We start from the raw sequence: 22,058 nt of genomic DNA on the forward strand, positions 1-22,058 counted from the left end.
ATTAAAATTCCTCCATAAAATCATTTTTGGCTGTGTTCATTGCCGGACGTTTGTCGCTCTCCGGCACGAGCGTCGGTTTGCCTTGCGGCTTTTCAATGTAGGGAGCGAGAAGTTCCTCAAAGCGGGATTTTCCGAGCAGCTTCTGCATGGCGGTGACACCGAGGACTTTGCGCTCATACGGGTCGAAGCCTGCGCCCTCCACGGTGGCGGCAACAACGGCTTCACTGGTGTACTTGCGGTTGGAACGGCCTTCGACCAATTTCCATCCGCTCCAGTCCTTGCCGCTGATAGCCTGCTGAAGGGCGTATTCCTTCACATCAGAAGCCCAGGCTGTCAGAGCATCGACCTTGCCGAGAATATCTGCAATTTCCGCATCATCGAGGAGCGCAGGAGTCTGGAAATCATATCGGGCAAGAGCCGTATTCGCTTCGGCGCGTTCTCTGCATTCGGCTTTTGCCTTACAGAAACGGCACCATTCACCACAGTGGAAGTCACCTTGACCCTCATAGGCCAGTTTCGCTTTCTGGGTGAGTTCTGTGTCTGCCCATTGAAGCAGATCGGCCTTTTCCATCTCGTACACGCTGATATTGGCCTTCCGGGGTTGGAAGATGGTCATGCGGACGGTATCGATGTCGTAGATGTCATCGAAGATTTCCAGGGCACCCAGGGCATACAGCATCATCTGGGGATTTGCCACGGCGGAAACCTCGACGCCTTTGCCGTGCTTGTAATCGCAGATGTTCATCACACCGTCAGCGATAACGATGCAGTCGGCAGTTCCGAATCCGTCCTGAACCCAGCGGGAGAAGTTCACTCGCTGTTCAATCATGACCACAGGATCGGTGCAGGTCTGCTTTGCAGTTTCCAGGAGTTCTACCACATAGGCGGCATATCCGGCAGCGCATTCTTCCATCTCCTCGTTGTACCAGGAGAGGTTTTCGATGGGGTCCTCCGTGGGCATCCCCAGAGCCTGTTTCAAGCGGAACTCGCAAAAGGTGTGGGCATCGGTGCCTTCAGCAGCGTAGTCACTACCTTTGTCCTCGTAGTTCTCGCAGAGCCGAGCAGAAGGCGGACAGTTGAGCCACCGTTCAGAAGAGGATGCGGACAGAACAGCGTGTTTATTTGCCATCAGTCAGCACCTCCGCATCGGCAAGCAATGCCTTGTAGTGGGCGGGGTCGATCTGGGACAGCTTGGCGGCACCATACTTCTGGAGCAGGGAGCGGATCTCTGCGGTATGACCCTGGCGGGACTTGTCTGCAAGAACGGCTCTGACCTGTTCCAGGGTCAGTGCGGGTTCGGCGGGAGCAGCCGGTTCTGCATCTCCTGCACCGCTGAACATCTCTGAAAGCCAATTGGCGGCATCGTTAATAGCGGCAGCAGCAGTGCGCAGCTCTTCGATGGTCGCAGCCATATCGCTCATTTTGCTCATCCTGTTTTCCTCCTTCCGTAGATTGACTTTGAATCAGCGCCAGCTTCATAGCCAGTCGCTTGGACACTACACTGATGGCCGTGAGAACATCGATGAGTTCCTGGTCAGTGCCGGTGCCGTGTTTCTTCTGGGCTTCGTACATTCTGTTCACCTCCTTGGAAGGAGCGGTGTCGTTTTTGCTCTTTCCACTACCCACTGGAGGTGAGGTATGCGTTTGAACAGAGAAACACAGAAAAATTTCAAAAAAATCTCCAGTCACCGAAATGATGACTGGAGCAGGTGTTTAGATGTAGTCTCCGAGCAGAACACGCAGTCTGTCAAAGGCTTTCTGTTTTCTGTAATTCACAGCACTCTGGTTGTTATAGCCCATGATGGAAGCAATATCTCTCTCGGATTTACCTTCCATAATCAGTTCACAGATACGGCGACCTTCGGGGTCGAGTTCCTGCAACTTCTGATACAGGGCGCAGAGCAGTTCACGATCCTCCATGATGGACTGTGCGTCTGGGGTGTCATCCTGCAAGTTATCCGCCCAACTCTTCTGGTTACCCTCGCCGTCCTCAACGGTGTAATCCAGAGAGAGGTTATCTCCTGCGGCTCGGAATTCACAGGCAAGGCAGTCGCCATCGCACATCCAGGTCTTGGACTTGGGACACATACACTGACCGTGTGCCTGGGCGCGTTTGCGGGTAGCCCAAATATCGCGGTAGTAGGCGTAATACTGCTCTTCGGTCACTTCCACCCAGGTCTTGAGACGGTGGATGTAGACCTTGTACTCACGGGTTGACTTCTGATTTTCATTGGTTTTCATAGGTTGTCCTTTCCGCCTGGTCAGCGGGGGGCGGAAGGACACAAAAAGGTCTGTGCAATTCGATACACAGACCCTTGGAGCCTAATATGGGCGCAACAAGAACAGGGTACCGATATTGCGACCCACCAACGATGCAGTGGGAAGACAATATTTGTATCCTCGGCCCTTATTGCAAATCAGGCTTTGAATAATTAAATTGTTCAGTCTACGGAGATTCCGTCTGACTGTGCTTTAATTATAGAAGAAAGGACACCATTTGACCCGGACACGGCGTGTCCGCTGAATTTAGGGGTAAAAACAAAAAAACCTCTCCAGACAAGCACTAAGGCTCGTTGGAGAGGGTGCAGTGATGCTGCAGGGGGGCAAATTTGTCTCGTTTTGCCGGACACGATATGTCCACCAAGAGAAAAAATATTTTTGATTTTTTTGTGGCACACACGATGTGTCCGCTTTATTGGACTGTGTTTGCAGTAGAATTAGAGTGGCTTGAAGCACACCCTACGGTATCGCAAATATCACGAAATAGCGGAAAAAGCAAGAAAGATGCCCAAACGACTTGAAAAAGATACAAATATCTGGTATAATATAAAAGCGAAACTGCGCAAACATACGAAGATGAGGTGTGCAAATATGTCTAATTTAATTAATGAGAACTATATCAGTATTGAAGATGCAGCGTTGTTTCTTAACATCAAGCCTGTTACATTGCGTAAATGGATAAAGGATAAAAATGTACCTGCCCACAAAATCGGCAAACAGTGGAAGTTCAAACGCTCCGAACTGGAAGAATGGGTAAAAAGCGGTAAGAGCGCGATGGAATAATAACTCACCAGGAAGGAACAATGATATGTCTGAAGTGATACTTTATAACAGTGATTGCATACAGGCTATGACCGAAATTGCAGATCACTCTATTAACTTGATTCTTACTGATCCGCCGTATAATCTCGGCAACTTTATGATAAGCAGAGATACCAACCTCAAAAAAATGCGTGATAATTTCTTTGGGGCTGCGGGTTGGGATAACCTCGAATATGATGAGTGGGCAAATGCTATGGACGGTTTCTTTGCGCAAGCTGCGCGAGTTATGAAAAAGGGCGGGTCTATGATTGTCTTTATGGCAGCCATCAAAGTCGAAACCACCATCAGTTTGGCTGAAAAGCACGGATTTTACTATAAGACCACCGGAATCTGGCACAAACTGAATCCTATGCCCCGTAATATGAATTTGCATTTTGTAAACTCAACGGAAACATGGATTTATTTCACATACAAAACACGCACCGGTACCTTTAACAACAATGGTGCAGTTCTGCACGATTTTATTGAAACCGCAGTAACCCCTGCCAGTGAGCGCAAATATGGTAAACACCCTACGCAAAAGCCAGAGGTGCTCATGAGTCATTTTGTTGAAGTTTTGTCCAACACAGACGATTGGGTTCTCGATCCTTTCATGGGAAGCGGTACATCCGGAGTCGTAGCAAAACGAGCCAGTCGCAATTTTATTGGAATTGAACTGGATGAGAATTACTTTGATATGGCAAAGAAACGCATCGAAGGAGGTCGAACTGAATGAAACCTACAGTCATTGACCTCTTTGCGGGTGTTGGTGGTTTGTCACTTGGCTTTGAGCAAGCCGGTTTTCATGTTGTACTGGCAAATGAGTATGACAACGAAATTGCAACTGCATACCGACAAAACCACCATGAAACTAAAATGGTGGTCGGTGATATCACTGCGTTAGATCTCGAAAATACCTTCGGTACATTTGCAGGAAAAATCGATGTAATTATTGGTGGTCCCCCATGCCAAGGGTTCTCCCAAAAAGGACAGCGCAAAACAATTCACGATGAGCGTAACTTCTTATTCAAGTATTATGTCAAAGTCGTAGATCTTGTTCGACCCAGATATTTTGTAATGGAAAACGTTCCGAATTTGCTGACAGCCGAGAATGGATACTTTCAGAAGGAGATTATTGACCTTTTCAATGGAATGGGGTACAGCCTGAACACTGGTGTCCTTAACGCAGCAGACTATGGTGTACCGCAAAACAGAAGGCGTGCAGTGATTATCGGTAAAAGAGACGGTAAAGCACCTGCGTTACCGATAAAAACAGAACAACGAGTAACAATTTGGGATGCAATCGGTGATTTGGCTTATCTTAAATCAGGCGAGGGTCAAGAAGAACAGCAATATGCTGACCTTCCGGCCAGCGATTATGCAAAATCTCTGCGTGGAAATATGTGTGTGCTTCATAATCACGTCGCTACCAAGCATTCAAAATTGGTATTAGAACGACTGGCGCTTATTCCGCCGAACTGCGGAAAGGAAGTTTTGCCGGACGAACATTTGACAAAATCCATTTATAGTGGTACCTGGTCCCGAATGATAAAAGACGATATTTCTGTTACTATCACGACCAGATTCGATACGCCATCCTCTGGGCGTTTCACGCACCCTTATTTGGATCGTGCCATTACCGTGCGAGAGGCAGCACGTATTCAGTCATTCCCAGATAGTTTTATTTTCACTGGGACAAAGAGTTCCCAAATGAAACAGGTTGGAAACGCCGTTCCACCGCGTCTGGCAAACGCCATTGCAACAGTGATAAAAAAAGATATGGAGGACAATGAATTATGATCAGACCAGAATCTGCTCCTGTATATGACCAAATAGACTTGAAATTAGGAATCAAATCCTCTCTGCCATCCGTTAAGCCGACATTAGCATTGCTCTTTCTTATGTGGCGTGAAATGGGGCGTCCGTCTGAGTTAGAGTATGCAACTGCGCAGGGAAACGCAATTGTACTGCGAACAGATATTGAAGAAGCGCTGTATCAGAGACTGCAGGAGGTTTCTGACGGGGTAACATTAGAGCAATTCCGAGATAAGGTGAACAACAATTTGATGCTCAAAGCGCAGCTTGAAGCATTGTTGGTTGCTTTTGAACTTGTATGGAAAGTTGCAAAAATTAGATTTTCTGATGGTAGGCCTAATAGTGCCGAAAGAACGGGCGGTTCTCGTTTCCCTAAAAAAGTATGGTTTACACTCAATATGGATCTGCTCGACGCTGTCTGTGGTGATGATGCTGATTACATAAAAGTCTTTTTTTCGTGGCTTGGCTTTGATCTGAATGCTGATAATGAAAAAGAAAGTAATATTATTCGTTTTCTGACCATCATTTCGGAATCAGCATACTACAAGCTGATTGACAACGAAGCTGATGTGGTGTTTAACCTGGAAAGTGTGTATAAAGCAGTCTTGTCCCATACCGATGCCGTGGATATCTCTGGTGACAAGGAAGCAAAGGGCTCTTTGCGTATTTTGAAATCTGCCCTTGCAGAAAACCTTATTTCAAATATTTCTGCCCACAACAATGCAGTAACAGCAATTGACGCAGATGCTTTGAGACATTATGCCGACAGAGTGGCTGTATTCCATCAGCTGGAACCTAAGGTATATCTCACAACTCCCGCTACAGAGCCAACGATTGATTTTGATGCTCTTCGTCGGGAGTGGATGGATAAGGACAACCAGGAATTTATACTTTCATGTCTTGATTTCATGAAAACACACGGATTGTTCACAGATAAATCTCTTGAAACACTCCAGGACAAAGAGCAATGTGCAGTTCTGTTCCGCCACAACTCGCTTAAGGGCATTCTCTTGTGCGTGAATCCTAACCAACCAGACGATGAGCAGCGCAAGGATGCTAACGGCAATGCCCGCTACTATTCCGAAAAGTATATGATTGCTGAAAATGGATATTTTGTTTCCTCCGAATGGAGACCCGACAGAGAGGATGCAAGAAAGCCATTAATAGATTGGATTTTTGCACTAATGCAGGAAATTAAATTCAGCACAGGTTATCAGAGTGAATTCCCTCGTAACCGTATCCTCTTCGGTGCTCCTGGCACTGGTAAGAGCTTTACGCTGAATCACGAAAAGGATCTGCTGCTTGCAGATGGCGGCGAGTACGAGCGCGTTACCTTCCACCCGGACTACTCCTACGCTAATTTTGTCGGTACATACAAGCCGGTGCCCTGCAAGGACAGCGATGGCAAGGACGCCATCACTTATTCCTATGTACCTGGTCCGTTCATGCGTACCTATGTAAAAGCCCTCCAGAACAGCAGAACTGATGCACCCAAGCCTTTCCTGCTTGTAATCGAGGAAATCAATCGTGCCAATGTCGCTGCTGTGTTCGGTGATGTATTCCAGTTACTCGACCGAGGCGATGACGAGGTTAGTGAATATCCGATCCAGGCATCCGAGGACATCAAAAAGTATTTGGCAGGAGAACTCGGCGGCAATCCCGACGATTACGCTGAAATCCGCATCCCAGACAATATGTTCATCTGGGCTACCATGAACAGTGCTGACCAGGGCGTATTCCCGATGGATACTGCTTTTAAGCGCAGATGGGATTTCACCTATTTGGGCATCGATGATAGCGAAGCCGGAATCGTTGGCAAAAAAGTCATCCTCGGTCAGGGTGATTATCGCCGCATTGTGGAATGGAACGCGCTCCGCAAGGCCATCAATAATGAACTGCTCACTTATAAGGTGAACGAGGATAAGCTGATGGGTCCGTATTTCATCTCCAAGAAGAATCTGCCGGAGGGGGAAATGATTGACCCTGCAGTCTTTACTCGCATCTTTAAGAACAAGGTCATTATGTACCTGTTCGACGATGCCGCAAAACAGAAGCGCCCGTCTCTGTTTGCAGGGTGCAAGGACGAAAACAAAAACCTTTACTCTCAAATATGCAGAGAGTTCGACACAAAGGGCGTTTTCATCTTCTGTACCAAAATTAGTGACTGTTTCTTGCCAGAGGATGATGGAGAATGATTTCAGTATTTTTACGAGAACAAAAACGCTATACCCAGGAAGACCTGGTTAAAGAGTTTCGTTGCTCCGAGGAAAAGACTGTCCGCATTCTGAAGTGTCTGAAAGAATATGGCGTTCTGAAGGCCGTAAAAGCAAATGACACACAGAGGGATCTCACCGATCTGTTGGATGAGGACATTGAAATCGCTGATGTTGAGGTCGGTGAAAACGAATATCTGTATGTGTTCACTTTTGTAGGTGTTATTACAATTGAGGGTCGTGTGCTGAAATGCTATCCGAAATATCTGCTTGATGCCACGGCCCCCAAAGCAGAACTGAAACAAGTGCTGAAGGTTCTGGAAAAGTACAATTCCAAGGAACAGATCATTCGTATGTACAACGATACGAGTGACAGCAGTGCATTTAATATGTTGGCTGTTATGCTGTTTCTCCTCCAGGATTATTTCGAGTATGGTGCCTATACCAACACGCAGGACATCATCGAGTACAACGGGTCCGGCGACATTCTTTGGGATAAGACCATCAACGAAACATTCACCCTCTTAAGCAACAACCGGCCGTATTACCCGGAATTGCTGACCATGAAGCGTGTGAATGACGATTTCGATTTCTTCAAGCGCCTGCATGAGTGTGTCCTCACCCGTTGCACGGAGGAATTGCGAGATGCCGATCTGTTGGATCTGTTCGATATTATGGGTGTCGATATTTCCGATGAGAATATCGAGGACTTTGGTGACAAGGAGTATGTCCTGGAGCGCATTGTCAAAGAACTCAATATCCAGTTCAATACCCGCAAACAGCTTCTGCTGAAAACACTGTATGCCTACATAGCCAACAGCAGCGCACTGGACGATCTTGACTGCTTCAGTATGTTCGGAACGAACAGTTTCAATCTGGTATGGGAAAAGGTCTGTGCGGAAGTAATGGACAACCAGTTGCAGAAGCCAATCGGTGGACTGCGACTGCCCGTACCATTGGCCGAGCAATACCGCGATATGCGGCATAAGAAACTCATTGACTTGATTGATAAACCGCAGTGGTCTGGGACTGCACCGAACGGTGAACCGTTTGTTAAGCAGGCCGAGGATACACTTATCCCAGACCTCATTTCCATCGTTAATGTCGATGGGGACTATCAGTTTATCATCTTTGATGCCAAATACTACAATATTCAACTGGAACACAATAAAAAGCTGCGTGGTCAGCCCGGTATCGAGTCCATCACCAAACAGTACTTGTACCAGTTGGCATATCAGCCTTTTGTGGAAGCACACCAGATCAGCACCGTGCGGAACTGCTTCCTCATGCCGACCGCTTCTACGGAAATAGTCGAAAAAGGCACTGCATCCCTCGCCATGTTGCGGAATCTGGGATTGCAGGACATACAGGTGCGGTTACTGCCTGCGGAGCTGATGTATCGGCACTACATTGAAAACACAAGAATCGATATTCAAACCTTAAATCTGTAAAAAGGAGGTAGAGCCATGGCCCCTGTTGCTTCTCCCATGCCGTCAAAAAAGAATGATAATACCGATGGTCATGTCTTTGCCGAGAAGCGTGTCCTGCGCATTCCGAAGGGTTTGGTTCTTTCGTACTATAAACGGCACCCCGATTTTCGAAGAGCCATCGATAGCGGAAAGTACATCTATATTGATGGTCTCTTTGTCCTTCGTCCTATAGCAATTATCCTATTGGAACAGAATATTGATGTTCACGCATTTTTCCGTTCCCAAAAACTCTTCGGAGAGAAAAATGGGCTGACGGCTTTCTGCTTGTGCGAAGAGCATCTCTTTGTCGAGCGGAAGCCAAAGCCCGATGAGTTATATCATTTCGCTAAAGAATATAAGGGTAAGCGGATAGCTCATGCCGAAAAGATTGCATCGATCGACACGATTTCTGAAGAAATGTTTCGGAATATCATATCCGGCGGTGGACAAGAGCCCCCATTTAATTTCGGCGGAATGCTGTCCTTTTTCATGGAACTGAAAGATGTTACCGAAGAGGGACTGGCGGAATTGACAGGCATTTCTGATCGCACAATTCGCCGATACAAGAACGACGAGGGCGAACGCCCAACGCTCGAAAATGTTGTTGCTATCGGGATCGCTTTGCATTTGTTTCCACACCAAATTGTCAATTTGCTTGGTGCGGCGGGTTATCAATTGCGGAAAACTCCCAAGGAAAGAGCATATCAGTACCTTATCGATGCCGCTTACAACAACACAGTTTATGAGTGTAATATGTTCCTGAAAAAGTCAGGAATGCCGCCACTAACAAATCTATAGAAGGAGGGCTTTCTGTGGCTGACCGTTCGTTTAAGGAATACATCGGCAGCAGATTTTATGACCAGTTCTTCAATGCCATAAAATCGTATGTCATACAAAACCGCCATAATATCGAACTGAGTTCCCGTACGGTCAGCAGTGCCGATTACGCAGAACTCTCTGATTTTGAAATAAAAACCGTGGGAATCGATGATCGAGACGGGATGGGCATCGCATTTGATGTTCTCGTTGAGGCAGAGGTGTATGTTAAAGAACACCACCGCCACCGAGATGTAGATGAGGATACCTGTTTCCCCTGGTTCATCCTTTCCTGCACAGCCGACCTCTCCGAAAATATGGATGATCTCCGTATTCATCGGGTCGATCAGTATAACCAAAAAAATAAGCAAAACAAGCCTTTGTCTGATTCTCTTGTTCCTATCAGCTATAAAATCGACCTTGATAAGATAGCTACGGAATTTTTGAGGAAACACTACCCGGAAGCCCTGCGAACTCCTATGCCTGTTGACCCTATGGTTCTTGCCGACAGGCTCGGTCTTTCGGTTGTTACCCAGGAACTGACAGAGGATTTTTCTGTATTTGGGCAGATTTTCTTCCAGGACTGTGATACCGAAGTATTCAACTCCGATACGGGAGAAATGGAAGTCACTCACTTTCCAGCAAAGACCATCGTTGTTGATCCCAAGGCATTCCTTTTGAGAAATCTGGGTTCCGTTAACAACACCATTGTGCATGAGTGCGTCCACTGGGATCAGCACAGAAAAGCCTTTGAACTGGAGCGTCTTTATAACCGTGACGCAACACAGATAAAGTGCTTGGTCATTGGCGGATCGAAGGGTTCGTCTGACCGAACCGCAGCCGACTGGATGGAGTGGCAGGCCAACTCCCTGGCACCGCGTATCCAGATGCCGATCGGCTCTTTCAAAACAAAAGCGGCCGAATATGTCCGTAAATTTCAACGAGAAATGAATGCCACCCACATTGTAGATGTGATGGAAGCTGTCATTGATGCCCTTGCGACCTTTTTCGTTGTCTCCCGCCACGCGGCTAAAATGCGTATGGTGGATGCGGGATACGAGGAAGCAATTGGTGCATTCACTTATATTGACGGACACTATGTGAAGCCCCACGCCTTCAAAAAAGGTCGCTTGCAAAAAGACCAGACATACTGTATCAGCGCAGACGATGCCCAAATCATCGCCTTCAGCGATATACGTCTTTCCACTCAATCACAAAAGGGTTCCTACATATATGTGGATTCGCATATGTGTTTGAATGACCCGAAGTATGTCACCAGAGATGAAAACAATACCGTGCAGATGACCGATTATGGCCGCTTGCACATTGACGAGTGTTGCCTGGTCTTCAAACTGAAAGTAAAGGCAACCAATAAATATGGCGAGGAATTTTATAAAGAGTGCGTTCTCTTTAGGGATGTGGATTCCGGCATTGTGTTCCAGACCACTTTTGCCAAAGAGGTCAGCGCCGATGTAATGGGAAAAGCAGATGCCATCCTCGCTCGTGAAACAGAGATTCAGCGAGTTCTTCAAGAATTACCCGCTACATTCGGTGCTGCGCTTATATACCTTATGGATTGGGTAGAAATATCCGAGGAGTCTCTGGCAGAAAATGCCCTGATATCCACGAGAATGGTTCAGCGTATGCGTAATAATCCTCAATACCCAAAGAGCATAGATAGTGTTGTTGCGATATGCATTGGTATGCATTTGCCACCAGAGTTGAGCAAAGCACTTATTGAAAGATCTGGTTTTACCCTGCGATTGGCTCAAAGCGAAGCCCATTTGCTCTATAACTTCTTTCTCCACCACTACTACACGCATTCTATTCATGACTGTAACGATATGTTGGTGTCGAAAAATCTGCCTGTTATGACCGGCACAGAATAATCACGGGAGGTGAACCGCAGTGGCAGATATGAAGCAAATCCACGAATTTGCCGTCAAGTGGTTTGACAAATTCAGAAACAAGAAAATCAACTACCTCGAACTGGTAGATCACTATATGGCCGATGACTGCGAGGCTCTTGGCTTCGTAATGGACTGCGGTCATGCCTTTACTGAGAAGTACGGTGATGCTGCAAGCAACAGCGAGGCTTTGGAGCGTATCATCGGTCAGGTGACCGACATTCCGTTGCTCGGCTCGGCGATTTATTCTCGGTGGCGCTATTTCAATCATTGGGCATATTCCGGCGAGGAAATCCTGGAAACGCAGAACCGTGCGTGGTTTACGATAGCATTGTCCCGTCTGGGGGAACTGGCCGAATGTCAGTTAAAGCGATTCGACGGCACTCCGCAGAAGGTGCGCATCGTTTCCAATAACATCTGCTATGGCCCGCCGCCTGAACCAGATGACGAGGTCGAACAGCATATCACCATCAACGCCGATGGGCGCGTGTGGTTCTCGGCATACAACTTTGGCTCTGGCTTTGACGGACACGAAAAATCCAGAAGCAAGATTTATAAAATTGATAAAGATACCGCTGCCAGGGTGCTGAACAGCATCGCACAATATTTCAGCATCGAGTACATCGAGGTTTTCGCTACCGACATTGGCGAATGGGAGATGGAAATCACCAACACCGATGGCGAGGTTTATAAGTACCGTGGTTCGCTGATTGCGGACTTTGAGGTGGACGGCGTTGACCTGTCGGATATGGTGCGTGAGGCGCTCGAAATGGATGACCTCTATGTATTTGACGGCAATAACAAGCTGGACAGAGTTGACCGTGTCACCATTGATTATCGCCGAATCACCAAGATTAAGCCAAAGCAACCGATCTCCGAAACAGCCGAATATATGACCTGGGATTACACCGAGAGGTTGGTGCTTGATCGTGAAAGCGAAACCTTGGAGCATATTCAGAACATCGGTAGTGGATGCGTAGTGTCCAGAAAATACTATGTCCAGGGCGGTGTTGAGGGGCTCCTTGATGACATTGATGCCTATGACCTGTTCGGTGAGATCGAAGGCAACCCCGATGATGTGGTTAGCAACCCGTTTGAAACAAAGGATTACACTATCACCGTGGACTTTACGAAAGGACCACAGCGTGTTATCCAGGGAACATACGATAAGAAGGCTCTTCCAGAGTTCTGGGGCGATTTTGCCGACTCCGTATGGCAGTTTATGCGTTTCTACGGAATGGGTGAAATACTCGATCCTGCGGTCTACGAGAAGGTCAAGCGCCGCAGAACCGATTACATTTACTGTAGCGTGGAATTTGACGAGGGCTACAAAAGCTATTACTACATTGCTGATGAGGACAATATTTCCGTTGGCGATTATGTGATTGTACCCGTTGGCAAGGATAACCACCACTCCGCAGCGGAAGTTGTGAAGGTGGAGTATTTTGCAGAGGAGGATGTCCCTCTGCCGCTTGACCGCACAAAGCATATCATCCACAAATGTACGGACAACGATTTCGACCCGCCGGAGGTGACAGACTGATGCGTTGGGATAAAGCTGATATTCCACACAAGGGCTGGCAATATGTTGGTATGGAGGATTTGGGAGAGGATGTTTATCCCGGTGATCCAATTCCGTATGAACAATGCGAGATGTGCGGCAAAGAGAAAATCCGATATGTCCATTTATTGAAGCACCCTAATTATGACGGGGAAATACGGGTCGGCTGTGACTGTGCCTCGAAAATGCTCTGTGATTATGTGACGCCACAGGATCGAGAACGGAATCTAAAGAACCGTGTTAACCGTAGAAAAAACTTCATGAAGCAAGAGTGGTATCGCAAACCCGAAACTGGCAACTACACGCTGCGTTATAAAGGCGACTATATCACCATTATGAAGAGCAAGTTTGGGCCGGGATGGGGTATCATTTATAAAGGACAACAGCAATGGGAGTACCACGGAAGGAAAATCACCGACTTCGATACTGCAAGAACCGTTGCTTTTAATCTGTTCGATGACCTTCATGAATCCCGCCATCAAGAGCAGCCATATTGGGATGGTGACAGATGGATATATGTCTAACAACAAATGCCGGACTGACATTTTGAAGGTGTCAGTCCGGCATCTTTTATTTATTCATCAACCTCCTCTGCACCATCCGCCACGGGATTTCCGGCAAGAGCTGCCGCAGCCGCTTCTTCCTTCTGACGCTTAACCGTCCAACCACCCTTCGGAGACGGTCTGTAAGCAGCACCCACATCGTAAACGAGCGCATCATCCTCGGCAAAATAAATGCCGGGGATATTCCAGTTATCCTCGGCAGACCAGTTTGCCATCTTGCGGATCATATCTACCACAGCGGCGGCACTAATCTTAATCTGGTATTTCTGCTCACCCTCCGGCTTGGAGAACGGCACTGCGTTCGGCGCATCCTCCTTGCAGCCGCGGATGGCGAACTGCTTGTCCTTCGGGTTGATCAGCACCTGGATGTACGGAGCGAAGTGCAGTTCGGCAGCGGTCTGGTTGTTGAACTTCAGGACATTGCCGGTGATGGTGGCAACGGAAGCGGAACGGGTCTTGATGAGGTCGATGACAGTGAATTTTTCCAAAATAGACATAGTAGGTTACTTCTTTTCAATCATAAAATTTTCGTCCTCCAACACAGGTGAAGTGACGATTTCGGTCGGTAGGGACAGCTTTTCCATAATGCTGTCCACATCTTCTGGTTCCCATTTGGGGTCGGCAATGATGAAGCCCGCCAGGGGGCCTTTGACCACAATCCGTGGTTTGCACTTCCTGGTTTGCCTTCTGGTATATCGCCGTTCTTTGCGGATTTGCTGTACCAACAGCCAGTCGCTCTTTTCAATGATGGGTTCGTGATGACCCTCAATGAAATACTGCGTTTCCAGTCCGTTGTTTTTGACGCTCTTGTGTGTAAAGAAATCTACCGTTACTGTTTTTTGACACAGGGCATCACCGCAATACTTCTCGTTGCGGAGAATGCCGAGGACGCTGCCGGAACTCCATGTCGATAGACCCTTTACAGTCAGAATGCCGCTCTTTGTCAGCAAGTCTGCAATCTGGGTGGAGGAATAGCCCTCCAGATAAAGACTGTAGATGGTTCGTACCACATCGGCTTCGTCCTCATCAATCTCCCAATCATGGCCTTTGTAGCCGAGGAGAGACCAGTTAGGGTAAATGCCCAAGCCCTGGGCTCGGCGGCGTTTGAATGACCATTTCAGGCTGTTGGACTTCTGCTCGGATTCGCTCTGGGCTACAAGGCTCAATACGGTGATGACCATATCGCTGCTCCGATCCAGAGTGTTCAGCTTTTCCGTTTCAAAGTACACGCCCACAGGAGGGTCGAGTTTGCGGAGCATAAAGATGTAGTTCAGACTGTCCAGGACATTACGGGCAAAACGGCTGACCTGCTTGGTGATAATCAGATCGATTTCACCGGCCTTGCATTTCTCTATCATTTCAAGAAAATGCTCACGATGCAGAACCGAAGTGCCGGAAATGCCCTCGTCCGCAAAGATGCCTGCAAACTCCCACTCTGGATTCTCTTGAATCATTTTCGTGTAGTTCTGCACCTGCAACTCATAACTGCTTGCCTGGTTGTCCTCTTCGGTACTTACACGGCAATAGGCGCAGACGCGGAGTTTTTTCTTTTCCGCATCTGTGACCAGATCCTTTTTTGCCGGTATTATCTGCACCTCCTTCTGAGGATCGTTAGCATACGCCTCACGAATCGCATCTTTGGTAGACTGCCTTTTCTCATCACTACGCCCACGCGGTCGAAGTGGTTGTTTCTTGGTTATTTTCATACGGGTTCACCTCCTCCCGCTGCAGAATTGTAACTGTGGCAAGAAATCCACAGGCTACGGCAGCACGGAGCCGGCGCCCTTTAATTATAGTGCAAAAGCATCATATTTGAGCGATATTTGCATTTCAGTCCGTATGTATTCTGGGCAAAAAATAAGAAGCCCGAAGGCTTCCTACTATTCGTTGTCATGGCTCATGGCTTTGAGCATTTGGATGGCTGCGGATTTCTGGCTCGGTGTAAGGCAGACCCAACAGTCAAACAGTTCCTTCATATCCGGGGTCAGTTCGACCATGTCGGTATCGGCGAAGAACTGTGACATAGTGATGCCGAATCCTCTGCATATCGTCTCAAGGGTCGCAACGGAAGGGACTGTATTTCTTCTGAAGATGTTTCCGATAGTGGACTGTGCCAAACCGCACTCTTTTGAAAGTTTGTACTCCGTCCATCCGCGTTCCCGCAATAACTGCTGGAGACGAGCGTGCGTATCCATAGCATCACCACCTTTCTCATATCTATTTTACTTCCAAGGTGAGAGATAAAATACATACGAGTTGAAACGAAAATAGGTATGTAGTATGATGTAATGTTAGTAAGGCAGGAAGCACGGAGGGGACTTATATGACCGAAGCCGAAAAACGAATGCACCGAGTATGCTTCACGGGACACCGCTCGGAGAAGCTGACACGCCCGGACAGAGCTATCAAAAAGGATCTGGAAAAAGGAATCCGTCAGGCAGTTGCTGACGGACTGAATGTCTTTATTACGGGTATGGCAAGGGGCGTAGATATCTGGGCAGCACAAATCGTGCTGATGCTTCGTGATGAGGGTTACGATGTCAAACTGATGTGTGCCTGCCCCTATGACGGCTTCGAGCGTGGCTGGAGCCAAGAATGGCAAGGACAGTACAAAGAGATACTGGCATCCGCCGACTTCGTGAAATATGTCTGTGATGGCTACAGCCGAGCCTGCTTTCAGATCAGAAACGAATGGATGGTTAACCACGCAGCCAGGGTCATTGCAGTATTCAATGGAGAAAAGAGCGGAACTAAAAACACAATAGATTATGCGGTGAAGGTCGGTGTACCTGTTGTCCGCATCGAGGGGTGAGCATATGAGTGTAGAAATCATTTATGAAAAGAAATATCCTCGCATCGATTCGATGGAGGAAATGAAACAGATAGAAATGGAGATGGCGGACGAGCCAGAAGAACCGACTCCTTCTTTTGATGAGATAATGCAGAAAATACAGGAAAACACCACTTATGTCCTTATGCCTGAACGCATCAAGGCCAGTGAGGATTTTATCCGGGCGGCTATAGAGGTTTCTGAACTGTACGAACTGGACACCAAAATTGAGCGTCACTTTGACAATATCAGCGTGGACTATTCCTTTAACTGCTGTGGTGGCCTGCGGGATATTAACAGAGTTATCGGAATGGCTGACCAGTCCTCTTTCTTTAAGGACATCTTCGGTTGGGACATTACGATCTCTTTGGACTTCTTTACTCATGCCGTGGTTCGGAACGGCAGAGTCGTTGCTCCGTAAAAATGAGCGTTGCACCTTTTAACGAAAGGCACACCTTTTAACGATTTATCCGAGGGGTGTGCATTTCGTATCAGAATTGGTCTCTACTTTCATAAAAGCAAAACAGTATAGATGCCGTAGGCCAGAAGCCTACGGCATCAACTGTTTCCGGGCTTTTTCCCCTCGAAAATTCACCGATGATTCCATAGATGCCAACCACTGTTTCCCCCTAACTGGTGGGACTCGAACCCCCATCTGCTCAGAGGTTGGCAAAATCAAAACCATGTGGTGCCCTTTTTGAAGCAGCATTTTTCAAAAAGGGCGCTATTTTTCTGCCAGTAGAATACACAAAGTTTGGGGCGTCAATTTGTTGGTCGTGATGGGCCAATCGATTGGCGCCCTTTTTCATTTTCAGACCATTTCAAAAAGGGCGCTAAGATTCAGGAGGTAAAACAAGATGGATAGACAACAATTTTTCCGAGAACTTTGCACGGTGCTTGGCCGAGAAGGCTTCACCACACAGCCGGAGCAGGATGACCTCCTCCCGGTGGAATGGGACGGCCGTCCTCTCTGCCGAATCACCGAGGGTGGAGGGGTTCGCTACTGGCAGGAGGATGTGGCCACTCCGGAACGGGACCAGGCCTGTGAGCGGGCCACCAATCTGGCCTGCATGGTGCAGGAGTACATGACCTTGATGGAGCAGGCTCCCCCGCTGAAGGCTCAGGGGCTGTCGGGAGATTTCAGGGTGCTGGCTGATTTCAACGGAACGGTTCTGGCCGGACATCCGACCCAATATGGTGTCCACTTTGTTACCTGGGACTGGAACTTTGACCGCACAGGTCTTAACTACGGACGCTACTTTCAGGAAAACTATTCGGGCGCCAAGCAGGACTTCGCCACCCGGTCCGGTCTCATCTCGAAACAGCAGGTATTCAATGAGGCACAGCTTACTGAAATTTACCGCTGCTGTGCTGATACCCTGGACGCCGGATTCGATTTGACCTATGACCAGGAACAATGCATCAAAGGCGTTCAGGAACAGATCCTGAGCGGAATGCCCAATATCCTGGATCACATCAATGAGCAAGAGCAACACTCTACGGATTCTCAAAGCCAGGAGCTGACAATGTAATACACCGAGCGCTGGAGTTTTAGAAGCAAGACTCCGGCGCTTTTTTTATTTCACCGAAAGGAGATCACTACCCATGACGCGCCACTTTATGAGAGATACCCCCTTGTACCAGATGGAGCAGATGATGATGACCCCGCCTTATTTTAAGCCAAGAGGCCACAGCCTGCGCCGCTCCGGATTCCGGTATCAGGCCAAGGATGTGGACTGTGAATACTGCATGAATTACTCTCGCAGGAACCTCTGCCCTCTGGACCAGTGCATTTGTCTGGAGGAACGGATTGAAACCGGGGCTCTCAGCCTTGAGGAATTGCTCCGGGACTGTCTCAACAGTAAGCCGAAGATGAGTCTGTGGAGGCGACTGGCACAGCTTCTGTACCAGCAGTCTCTGCAGTTCTTTCGTACTGACGAACACCGCAGACGATGGATGCACTGGCGAACACGCTACCACCGATTGTCGCAACGCAACCAGGCAGCGCTGTTTCTCCTGACAGCCTACGATGATATCTGGCGCAGGGTAATCTGGAAAGTTGAAGATAATGGCTTCGATTTTGACTCCGTCCGGCTCGCCGGCATCCAGCCGGAGCTTTACAGCGTTTATCAGGCAGCGAAGGCTATTTCCATCGGCAGCCAAAACATTACCATTGCTGATCTCGCATCCCGTGAACTGGTCACAGATGAGGCGTTCCAACTGATTATCTGCGCTCTGCTTCTGGCCAAGTACGGTAATGCGATTTCAAATTTAGAAAGAAAGGGTGATTCCTAAAGCATGATGGAAGCAGTTTTAAGCAATTCGGACCATCCGGAGTTCGGAGAAGCGACTATTCCGCTTCCCATCCCCAGGGAACAATACGACCACTGCATAGAGCTGGTGAATGCACTTGAAATTGGAAGTGTTGTTGCCTCCGACTGCCATGTCAATGAGATCTGCAAAGGGTGGCCGGTATTTTATCGTCTGGAGGGGATGCAGGTCAATCTGGACGAGCTGGATTATCTGGCTAAGCGGCTGGAGAGCTTCGATGTCGGTGAGTACGCACAATTCCAGGCCATGGCCGAAAAGCTGGATCTCACCAGTATGAAGGATCTGATCAACCTGACCTTCTGCTGCCAGCAGGCAACGGTTATTACGGATTTTTCTGACCTGGCAGCCATTGGCCGCAGCCACTATCTGAATACCCACGGTGGATGTGCCAGCACCGAGGAGTTGGAACATCTGGATGGTGAGGAAACGGCAATTCTTCTGATTGAAGGCAGCGAAGGTACCGTCACACGCTACGGCGTGGTTTATGACAACGGTATGCAGCTCTCGCAGCTCTACGATGGAAAGCATCTCCCCGGCTACCACTATGAAGCGGATATGATCATGGTGGGATTGGTTTCCCGGCAGGAACCGGAGAATACCAAAAATGTCACCTGGATATACCTCCCCGCATCCAAAGGACAGATCGAGCGTGCCATACAGCGCAGCGGCATTGTCGATCCCAAGGATATATGTTTCCGCATGGGTGACAGCATGTTCCCGGAGGAAGTGGATGTGGCACTGGACTTTCGCTGTGAAGACATCTATGAACTTAACGATCTGGCGCAGGCCGTGGGTAAACTCTCCCATGATGACTGCATCAAACTGGGTGCTGCTGTGAGCATAGCCGGACCGGAGTGTGCCAGTCAGATCCGTCACCTGGCCGAGAACCTGGATCTCTTTGAGTTTGCTCCCGGCGCTCATACCCCTGCCGAATACGGAAAATACATGATCCAAGAATCCGGCCATTTTGAGTACGACCCCAATCTGGACGAGTTCTATGACTACGAAAGATACGGCCTGCAGCACATGGATCAGGAGTCCGGTATGTTCACCAACCGCGGCTATATCGCCTACCAGGGTACGGTGAGTCTGGAGGAATTGATGGCAGACGATCCGGCAGAAGCGCACGGAGCGGAATATGGATTGCAGATGGGAGGAATGTAAGTGAAAAAGAGAATCGTGATCACACTGGCATCTGTGGCTGCGGTGGGAGCGGCTGTCGCGAGCTACCTCCACTTTTCCGGAAAAACGCCTTTTGGCCATAGCTATTTCCGCTGAGTAGTGATATGTTGTGTAGCTATACCAGCACGAAGGGAGTGAGAAAATGAGCAACAAAACGATTGCCGAGTTTTTGGAACATCATAAACAGTTCAGCCATTTCAGGCCCGCTTCTCGTGAGGAGGCGGGTCTCTTTTATTCGGAGCCGGACCAGGCGCTGGATGAGGCGCTGGGTACGGTTGGACATCTCCGCATGGATTTCGGCTCCGGGGGAAAAGAATTTTTCCACACCTGGTGGCCTCATAACGAAGATCAATTCAACACCGGAGAATTTAAGGACGACCTTCAGGAAGTGGTGGATGCCCTTCGTGCCGATGGTCCTTTGAAGGATCTGACCGCGATGAGCGCATACTGTCATCGGAACGGCGGAGCAATTACGCAGGACGGCCGGAGTTACGGCTACATTGCAGAAACAAAGCATTACCGCTACTGCCTGCGCTGCACCCCGTCCCCCGGCGATTACCAAGGATATCTCTACTGCTACGACCTGCGTCAGCAGCAGATGTCCCATCAGAACAAACCGATTGGCCGAGTGACATTCGCCAGCGGCGAGCAGATGGAGTATCTGGATGGAGAAACATATCTGGCGGCCATTCGGGAAGAATTACCCTATATGGCCACCACCGGATTCCGCTGCGAAACGCTGACGGATGACCCCGCCATCCGCAAGGCTGTGGACGACATCCTGCTGGACTGCGCTGGCGAAGCAAACCCTCGTCGGGAATGTAGCTACGGACTGACAGAAAAGGGCATGAAAGCGTTGCGGGATGCGGCTGACCCGTCGCTTCCGCACAGCTATAGCTGGTTTGTCATCACCGACTGCAATACCCAGGAGGAGCAGTTCCATCGGAATCTTACCTTGTCGGATGCCATTCGGATTTACAGTTCCAGCGACCGGCCTGAAAAGCGCATTGGCGTCACGAAGGATGGCATTGCCACGGTAGACCTTGTTCACACACAGGATGGTGAGCAGAGGCTCTTCGAGGACTATCAGAAGATGAACAGCTTTCAAAATGATCCTGAAATTCTGGCGGCGGTAGATTGTCTCCGGCAGGAGCTGGAGCCGCCCAACCAGGGCATGAATATGGGAGGAATGTAAATGGCGGTATCCAAGGAATGGCTGAACTTCCTGCGGGAGCAGTATCCGGCAGGAACCAGAATCAAGCTCAGAGAGATGAAAGACCCTTATGCCCCGCTGCCCCCCGGCAGCACAGGTACCCTGAAATACATCGACGATATTGGCCAGTTCCACATGAAGTGGGACAATGGCAGCGGCCTCGCCCTGATTATCGGGGAGGACAGCTTCTCCGTGATCCCGCCGGAACTCACTACTCTGAAGCTGTATATGCCCCTGACAGCGGACCTCTATACCCGCAACGAGTACGGTGAGATGGAGGATGAAAGCACCCTGCTGGATGGCAAAATGCTGCGTGGCTATGAGGGGGACATTCTCAGTGCCATGATCAAAAATCGTATGCCGGAGGAAACTGAGCGCGGCCTGATGCACTGGTACAGCGGAGATGACAGCGTCAACCGGAAAGTCCAGTCCGCCGTGTTCACGGTCGAGGATCGAAACGGCCAGCTCTGGGGTGTGGCTGAATGCCGTGTTGCAGGGACCCTTACCCCGGAGGAGCTGACCAACCTGAAAGAGTACATCTCCGGACAGGCATCGGATGGCTGGGGCGAAGGCTTTGAGCAGCGGGACATCTGCATTGGTGATGACGAGCTGTATGTCCATCTGTGGAACTTCGACGATTGGAGCATCCAGACCGAGGACGAGTGCTTCTCCCCAAAACTTGCGGAAGGTCTGCCGGAGATGTGCTTCTCCACGCTGCAATCCACCGGCGAACTCATCTGCATCAAGAGAGGTGAAACCGGCTACTATCCGTCCCAGTGGAATACTGGGGACAAGGAGAAAAATGTAGAACTGGCTGACCAGCTGAACGAACAGCTGGGTGTGAATATGTGGCAGCGGCAGGCCATGGAGGTGGGCAGCATGTGTGGCTGGGATGTCCCCGGCGCTGACCCCGCCAAGTACCAGGAAGACTATGTACAAACCGGGGCCCCCGCCGAAGCCCAGCACAGCAGGTTCGGCGGGGAGAGGAGTTCCGGCGAAATGAGTGAGCCTTGTCCCCAGGACGAGGCGAAGGATATGGAGTACGGAACGACGATGGGAGGGATGACCCTTGGATAA

The 22,058-nt window shown here is 49.0% G+C and carries 24 protein-coding genes; 17 read left to right on the top strand and 7 right to left on the bottom strand.

Annotation, left to right across the window (positions count from 1 at the left end):
• Nucleotide 1 precedes the first annotated feature (1 nt).
• From H8705_RS11435 to H8705_RS11450, 4 genes are all read right to left on the bottom strand, one after another.
• Complete coding sequence (locus H8705_RS11435) at nt 2-1,129, bottom strand: DUF2800 domain-containing protein (protein ID WP_262395912.1); 1,128 nt, start codon at nt 1,127-1,129, stop codon at nt 2-4.
• Nucleotides 1,119-1,430 carry a DNA ligase gene (locus H8705_RS11440; RefSeq protein ID WP_262395913.1) on the bottom strand — a complete coding sequence of 104 codons (312 nt, stop codon included), beginning with the start codon at nt 1,428-1,430 and terminating at the stop codon, nt 1,119-1,121. The genes H8705_RS11435 and H8705_RS11440 overlap by 11 nt, the downstream gene beginning before the upstream one ends.
• Nucleotides 1,366-1,572, bottom strand: coding sequence for a hypothetical protein (locus H8705_RS11445; RefSeq protein ID WP_262395914.1), 207 nt, complete (start codon nt 1,570-1,572; stop codon nt 1,366-1,368). Before H8705_RS11445 ends, H8705_RS11440 begins: the two co-directional genes overlap by 65 nt.
• A 141-nt stretch (nt 1,573-1,713) precedes the next feature.
• Nucleotides 1,714-2,166 carry an RNA polymerase sigma factor gene (locus tag H8705_RS11450; protein ID WP_262395915.1) on the bottom strand — a complete coding sequence of 151 codons (453 nt, stop codon included), beginning with the start codon at nt 2,164-2,166 and terminating at the stop codon, nt 1,714-1,716.
• A gap of 443 nt (nt 2,167-2,609) precedes the next feature.
• On the opposite strand from H8705_RS11450, the gene H8705_RS11455 reads away from it, so the two are divergent.
• From H8705_RS11455 to H8705_RS11500, 10 genes are all read left to right on the top strand, one after another.
• Nucleotides 2,610-2,801 carry a hypothetical protein gene (locus tag H8705_RS11455; RefSeq protein ID WP_262395916.1) on the top strand — a complete coding sequence of 64 codons (192 nt, stop codon included), beginning with the start codon at nt 2,610-2,612 and terminating at the stop codon, nt 2,799-2,801.
• A gap of 70 nt (nt 2,802-2,871) precedes the next feature.
• On the top strand, nt 2,872-3,063 hold the full coding sequence (locus H8705_RS11460) for a helix-turn-helix domain-containing protein (RefSeq protein ID WP_262395917.1): 192 nt from the start codon (nt 2,872-2,874) through the stop codon (nt 3,061-3,063).
• A gap of 25 nt (nt 3,064-3,088) precedes the next feature.
• Entirely contained in the window at nt 3,089-3,817 is a 729-nt protein-coding gene (locus H8705_RS11465) for a DNA-methyltransferase (RefSeq protein WP_262395918.1), read from the top strand.
• On the top strand, nt 3,814-4,881 hold the full coding sequence (locus H8705_RS11470; RefSeq protein WP_262395919.1) for a DNA cytosine methyltransferase: 1,068 nt from the start codon (nt 3,814-3,816) through the stop codon (nt 4,879-4,881). The genes H8705_RS11465 and H8705_RS11470 overlap by 4 nt, the downstream gene beginning before the upstream one ends.
• Nucleotides 4,878-7,091: an AAA family ATPase gene (locus H8705_RS11475; RefSeq protein ID WP_262395920.1), complete on the top strand. Its 2,214-nt coding sequence runs from the start codon at nt 4,878-4,880 to the stop codon at nt 7,089-7,091. Before H8705_RS11470 ends, H8705_RS11475 begins: the two co-directional genes overlap by 4 nt.
• Entirely contained in the window at nt 7,088-8,560 is a 1,473-nt protein-coding gene (locus H8705_RS11480; RefSeq protein ID WP_262395921.1) for an LlaJI family restriction endonuclease, read from the top strand. The genes H8705_RS11475 and H8705_RS11480 overlap by 4 nt, the downstream gene beginning before the upstream one ends.
• Before the next feature lie 15 nt (nt 8,561-8,575).
• Nucleotides 8,576-9,376, top strand: coding sequence for a helix-turn-helix domain-containing protein (locus tag H8705_RS11485; protein ID WP_262395922.1), 801 nt, complete (start codon nt 8,576-8,578; stop codon nt 9,374-9,376).
• A gap of 14 nt (nt 9,377-9,390) precedes the next feature.
• On the top strand, nt 9,391-11,283 hold the full coding sequence (locus H8705_RS11490; RefSeq protein WP_262395923.1) for a transcriptional regulator: 1,893 nt from the start codon (nt 9,391-9,393) through the stop codon (nt 11,281-11,283).
• A 19-nt stretch (nt 11,284-11,302) separates the two neighbouring features.
• A complete protein-coding gene (locus H8705_RS11495; RefSeq protein WP_392392092.1) occupies nt 11,303-12,844 on the top strand; it encodes a hypothetical protein in 1,542 nt (513 codons plus the stop codon).
• A complete protein-coding gene (locus H8705_RS11500; RefSeq protein WP_262395924.1) occupies nt 12,844-13,386 on the top strand; it encodes a hypothetical protein in 543 nt (180 codons plus the stop codon). Before H8705_RS11495 ends, H8705_RS11500 begins: the two co-directional genes overlap by 1 nt.
• A 50-nt stretch (nt 13,387-13,436) precedes the next feature.
• Here the strand turns inward: H8705_RS11500 and H8705_RS11505 are convergent, their stop codons facing one another.
• The 3 genes from H8705_RS11505 to H8705_RS11515 form a co-directional block, all read right to left on the bottom strand.
• On the bottom strand, nt 13,437-13,922 hold the full coding sequence (locus tag H8705_RS11505) for a hypothetical protein (protein ID WP_262395925.1): 486 nt from the start codon (nt 13,920-13,922) through the stop codon (nt 13,437-13,439).
• Between the two features lie 6 nt (nt 13,923-13,928).
• A complete protein-coding gene (locus H8705_RS11510; RefSeq protein WP_262395926.1) occupies nt 13,929-15,131 on the bottom strand; it encodes a recombinase family protein in 1,203 nt (400 codons plus the stop codon).
• Nucleotides 15,132-15,305: 174 nt separating this feature from the next.
• Nucleotides 15,306-15,620, bottom strand: a complete 315-nt coding sequence (locus H8705_RS11515) for a helix-turn-helix domain-containing protein (RefSeq protein ID WP_262395927.1) — start codon at nt 15,618-15,620, stop codon at nt 15,306-15,308.
• A 128-nt stretch (nt 15,621-15,748) separates the two neighbouring features.
• Here H8705_RS11515 and H8705_RS11520 point away from each other — a divergent pair, with 128 nt between their 5' ends.
• The 7 genes from H8705_RS11520 to H8705_RS11550 all read left to right on the top strand — a co-directional run bounded on the left by H8705_RS11520 (nt 15,749) and on the right by H8705_RS11550 (nt 22,058).
• Nucleotides 15,749-16,237 carry a DUF1273 domain-containing protein gene (locus H8705_RS11520; protein WP_262395928.1) on the top strand — a complete coding sequence of 163 codons (489 nt, stop codon included), beginning with the start codon at nt 15,749-15,751 and terminating at the stop codon, nt 16,235-16,237.
• A gap of 4 nt (nt 16,238-16,241) precedes the next feature.
• Nucleotides 16,242-16,676 carry a hypothetical protein gene (locus H8705_RS11525; RefSeq protein ID WP_262395929.1) on the top strand — a complete coding sequence of 145 codons (435 nt, stop codon included), beginning with the start codon at nt 16,242-16,244 and terminating at the stop codon, nt 16,674-16,676.
• 436 nt (nt 16,677-17,112) lie between these two features.
• On the top strand, nt 17,113-17,787 hold the full coding sequence (locus H8705_RS11530; RefSeq protein WP_262395930.1) for a hypothetical protein: 675 nt from the start codon (nt 17,113-17,115) through the stop codon (nt 17,785-17,787).
• 73 nt (nt 17,788-17,860) lie between these two features.
• Complete coding sequence (locus H8705_RS11535) at nt 17,861-18,550, top strand: hypothetical protein (RefSeq protein ID WP_262395931.1); 690 nt, start codon at nt 17,861-17,863, stop codon at nt 18,548-18,550.
• Between the two features lie 3 nt (nt 18,551-18,553).
• The gene (locus tag H8705_RS11540; protein ID WP_262395932.1) at nt 18,554-19,750 is read left to right on the top strand and encodes an antirestriction protein ArdA; all 1,197 of its coding nucleotides are present in this window, start codon (nt 18,554-18,556) and stop codon (nt 19,748-19,750) included.
• Between the two features lie 160 nt (nt 19,751-19,910).
• The gene (locus tag H8705_RS11545) at nt 19,911-20,963 is read left to right on the top strand and encodes a hypothetical protein (protein ID WP_262395934.1); all 1,053 of its coding nucleotides are present in this window, start codon (nt 19,911-19,913) and stop codon (nt 20,961-20,963) included.
• The gene (locus H8705_RS11550) at nt 20,964-22,058 is read left to right on the top strand and encodes a DUF4314 domain-containing protein (protein WP_262395936.1); all 1,095 of its coding nucleotides are present in this window, start codon (nt 20,964-20,966) and stop codon (nt 22,056-22,058) included. It abuts the gene before it with no gap.

This window comes from Youxingia wuxianensis, from assembly GCF_014385085.1.
Classification (GTDB): domain Bacteria; phylum Bacillota; class Clostridia; order Oscillospirales; family Ruminococcaceae; genus Youxingia; species Youxingia wuxianensis.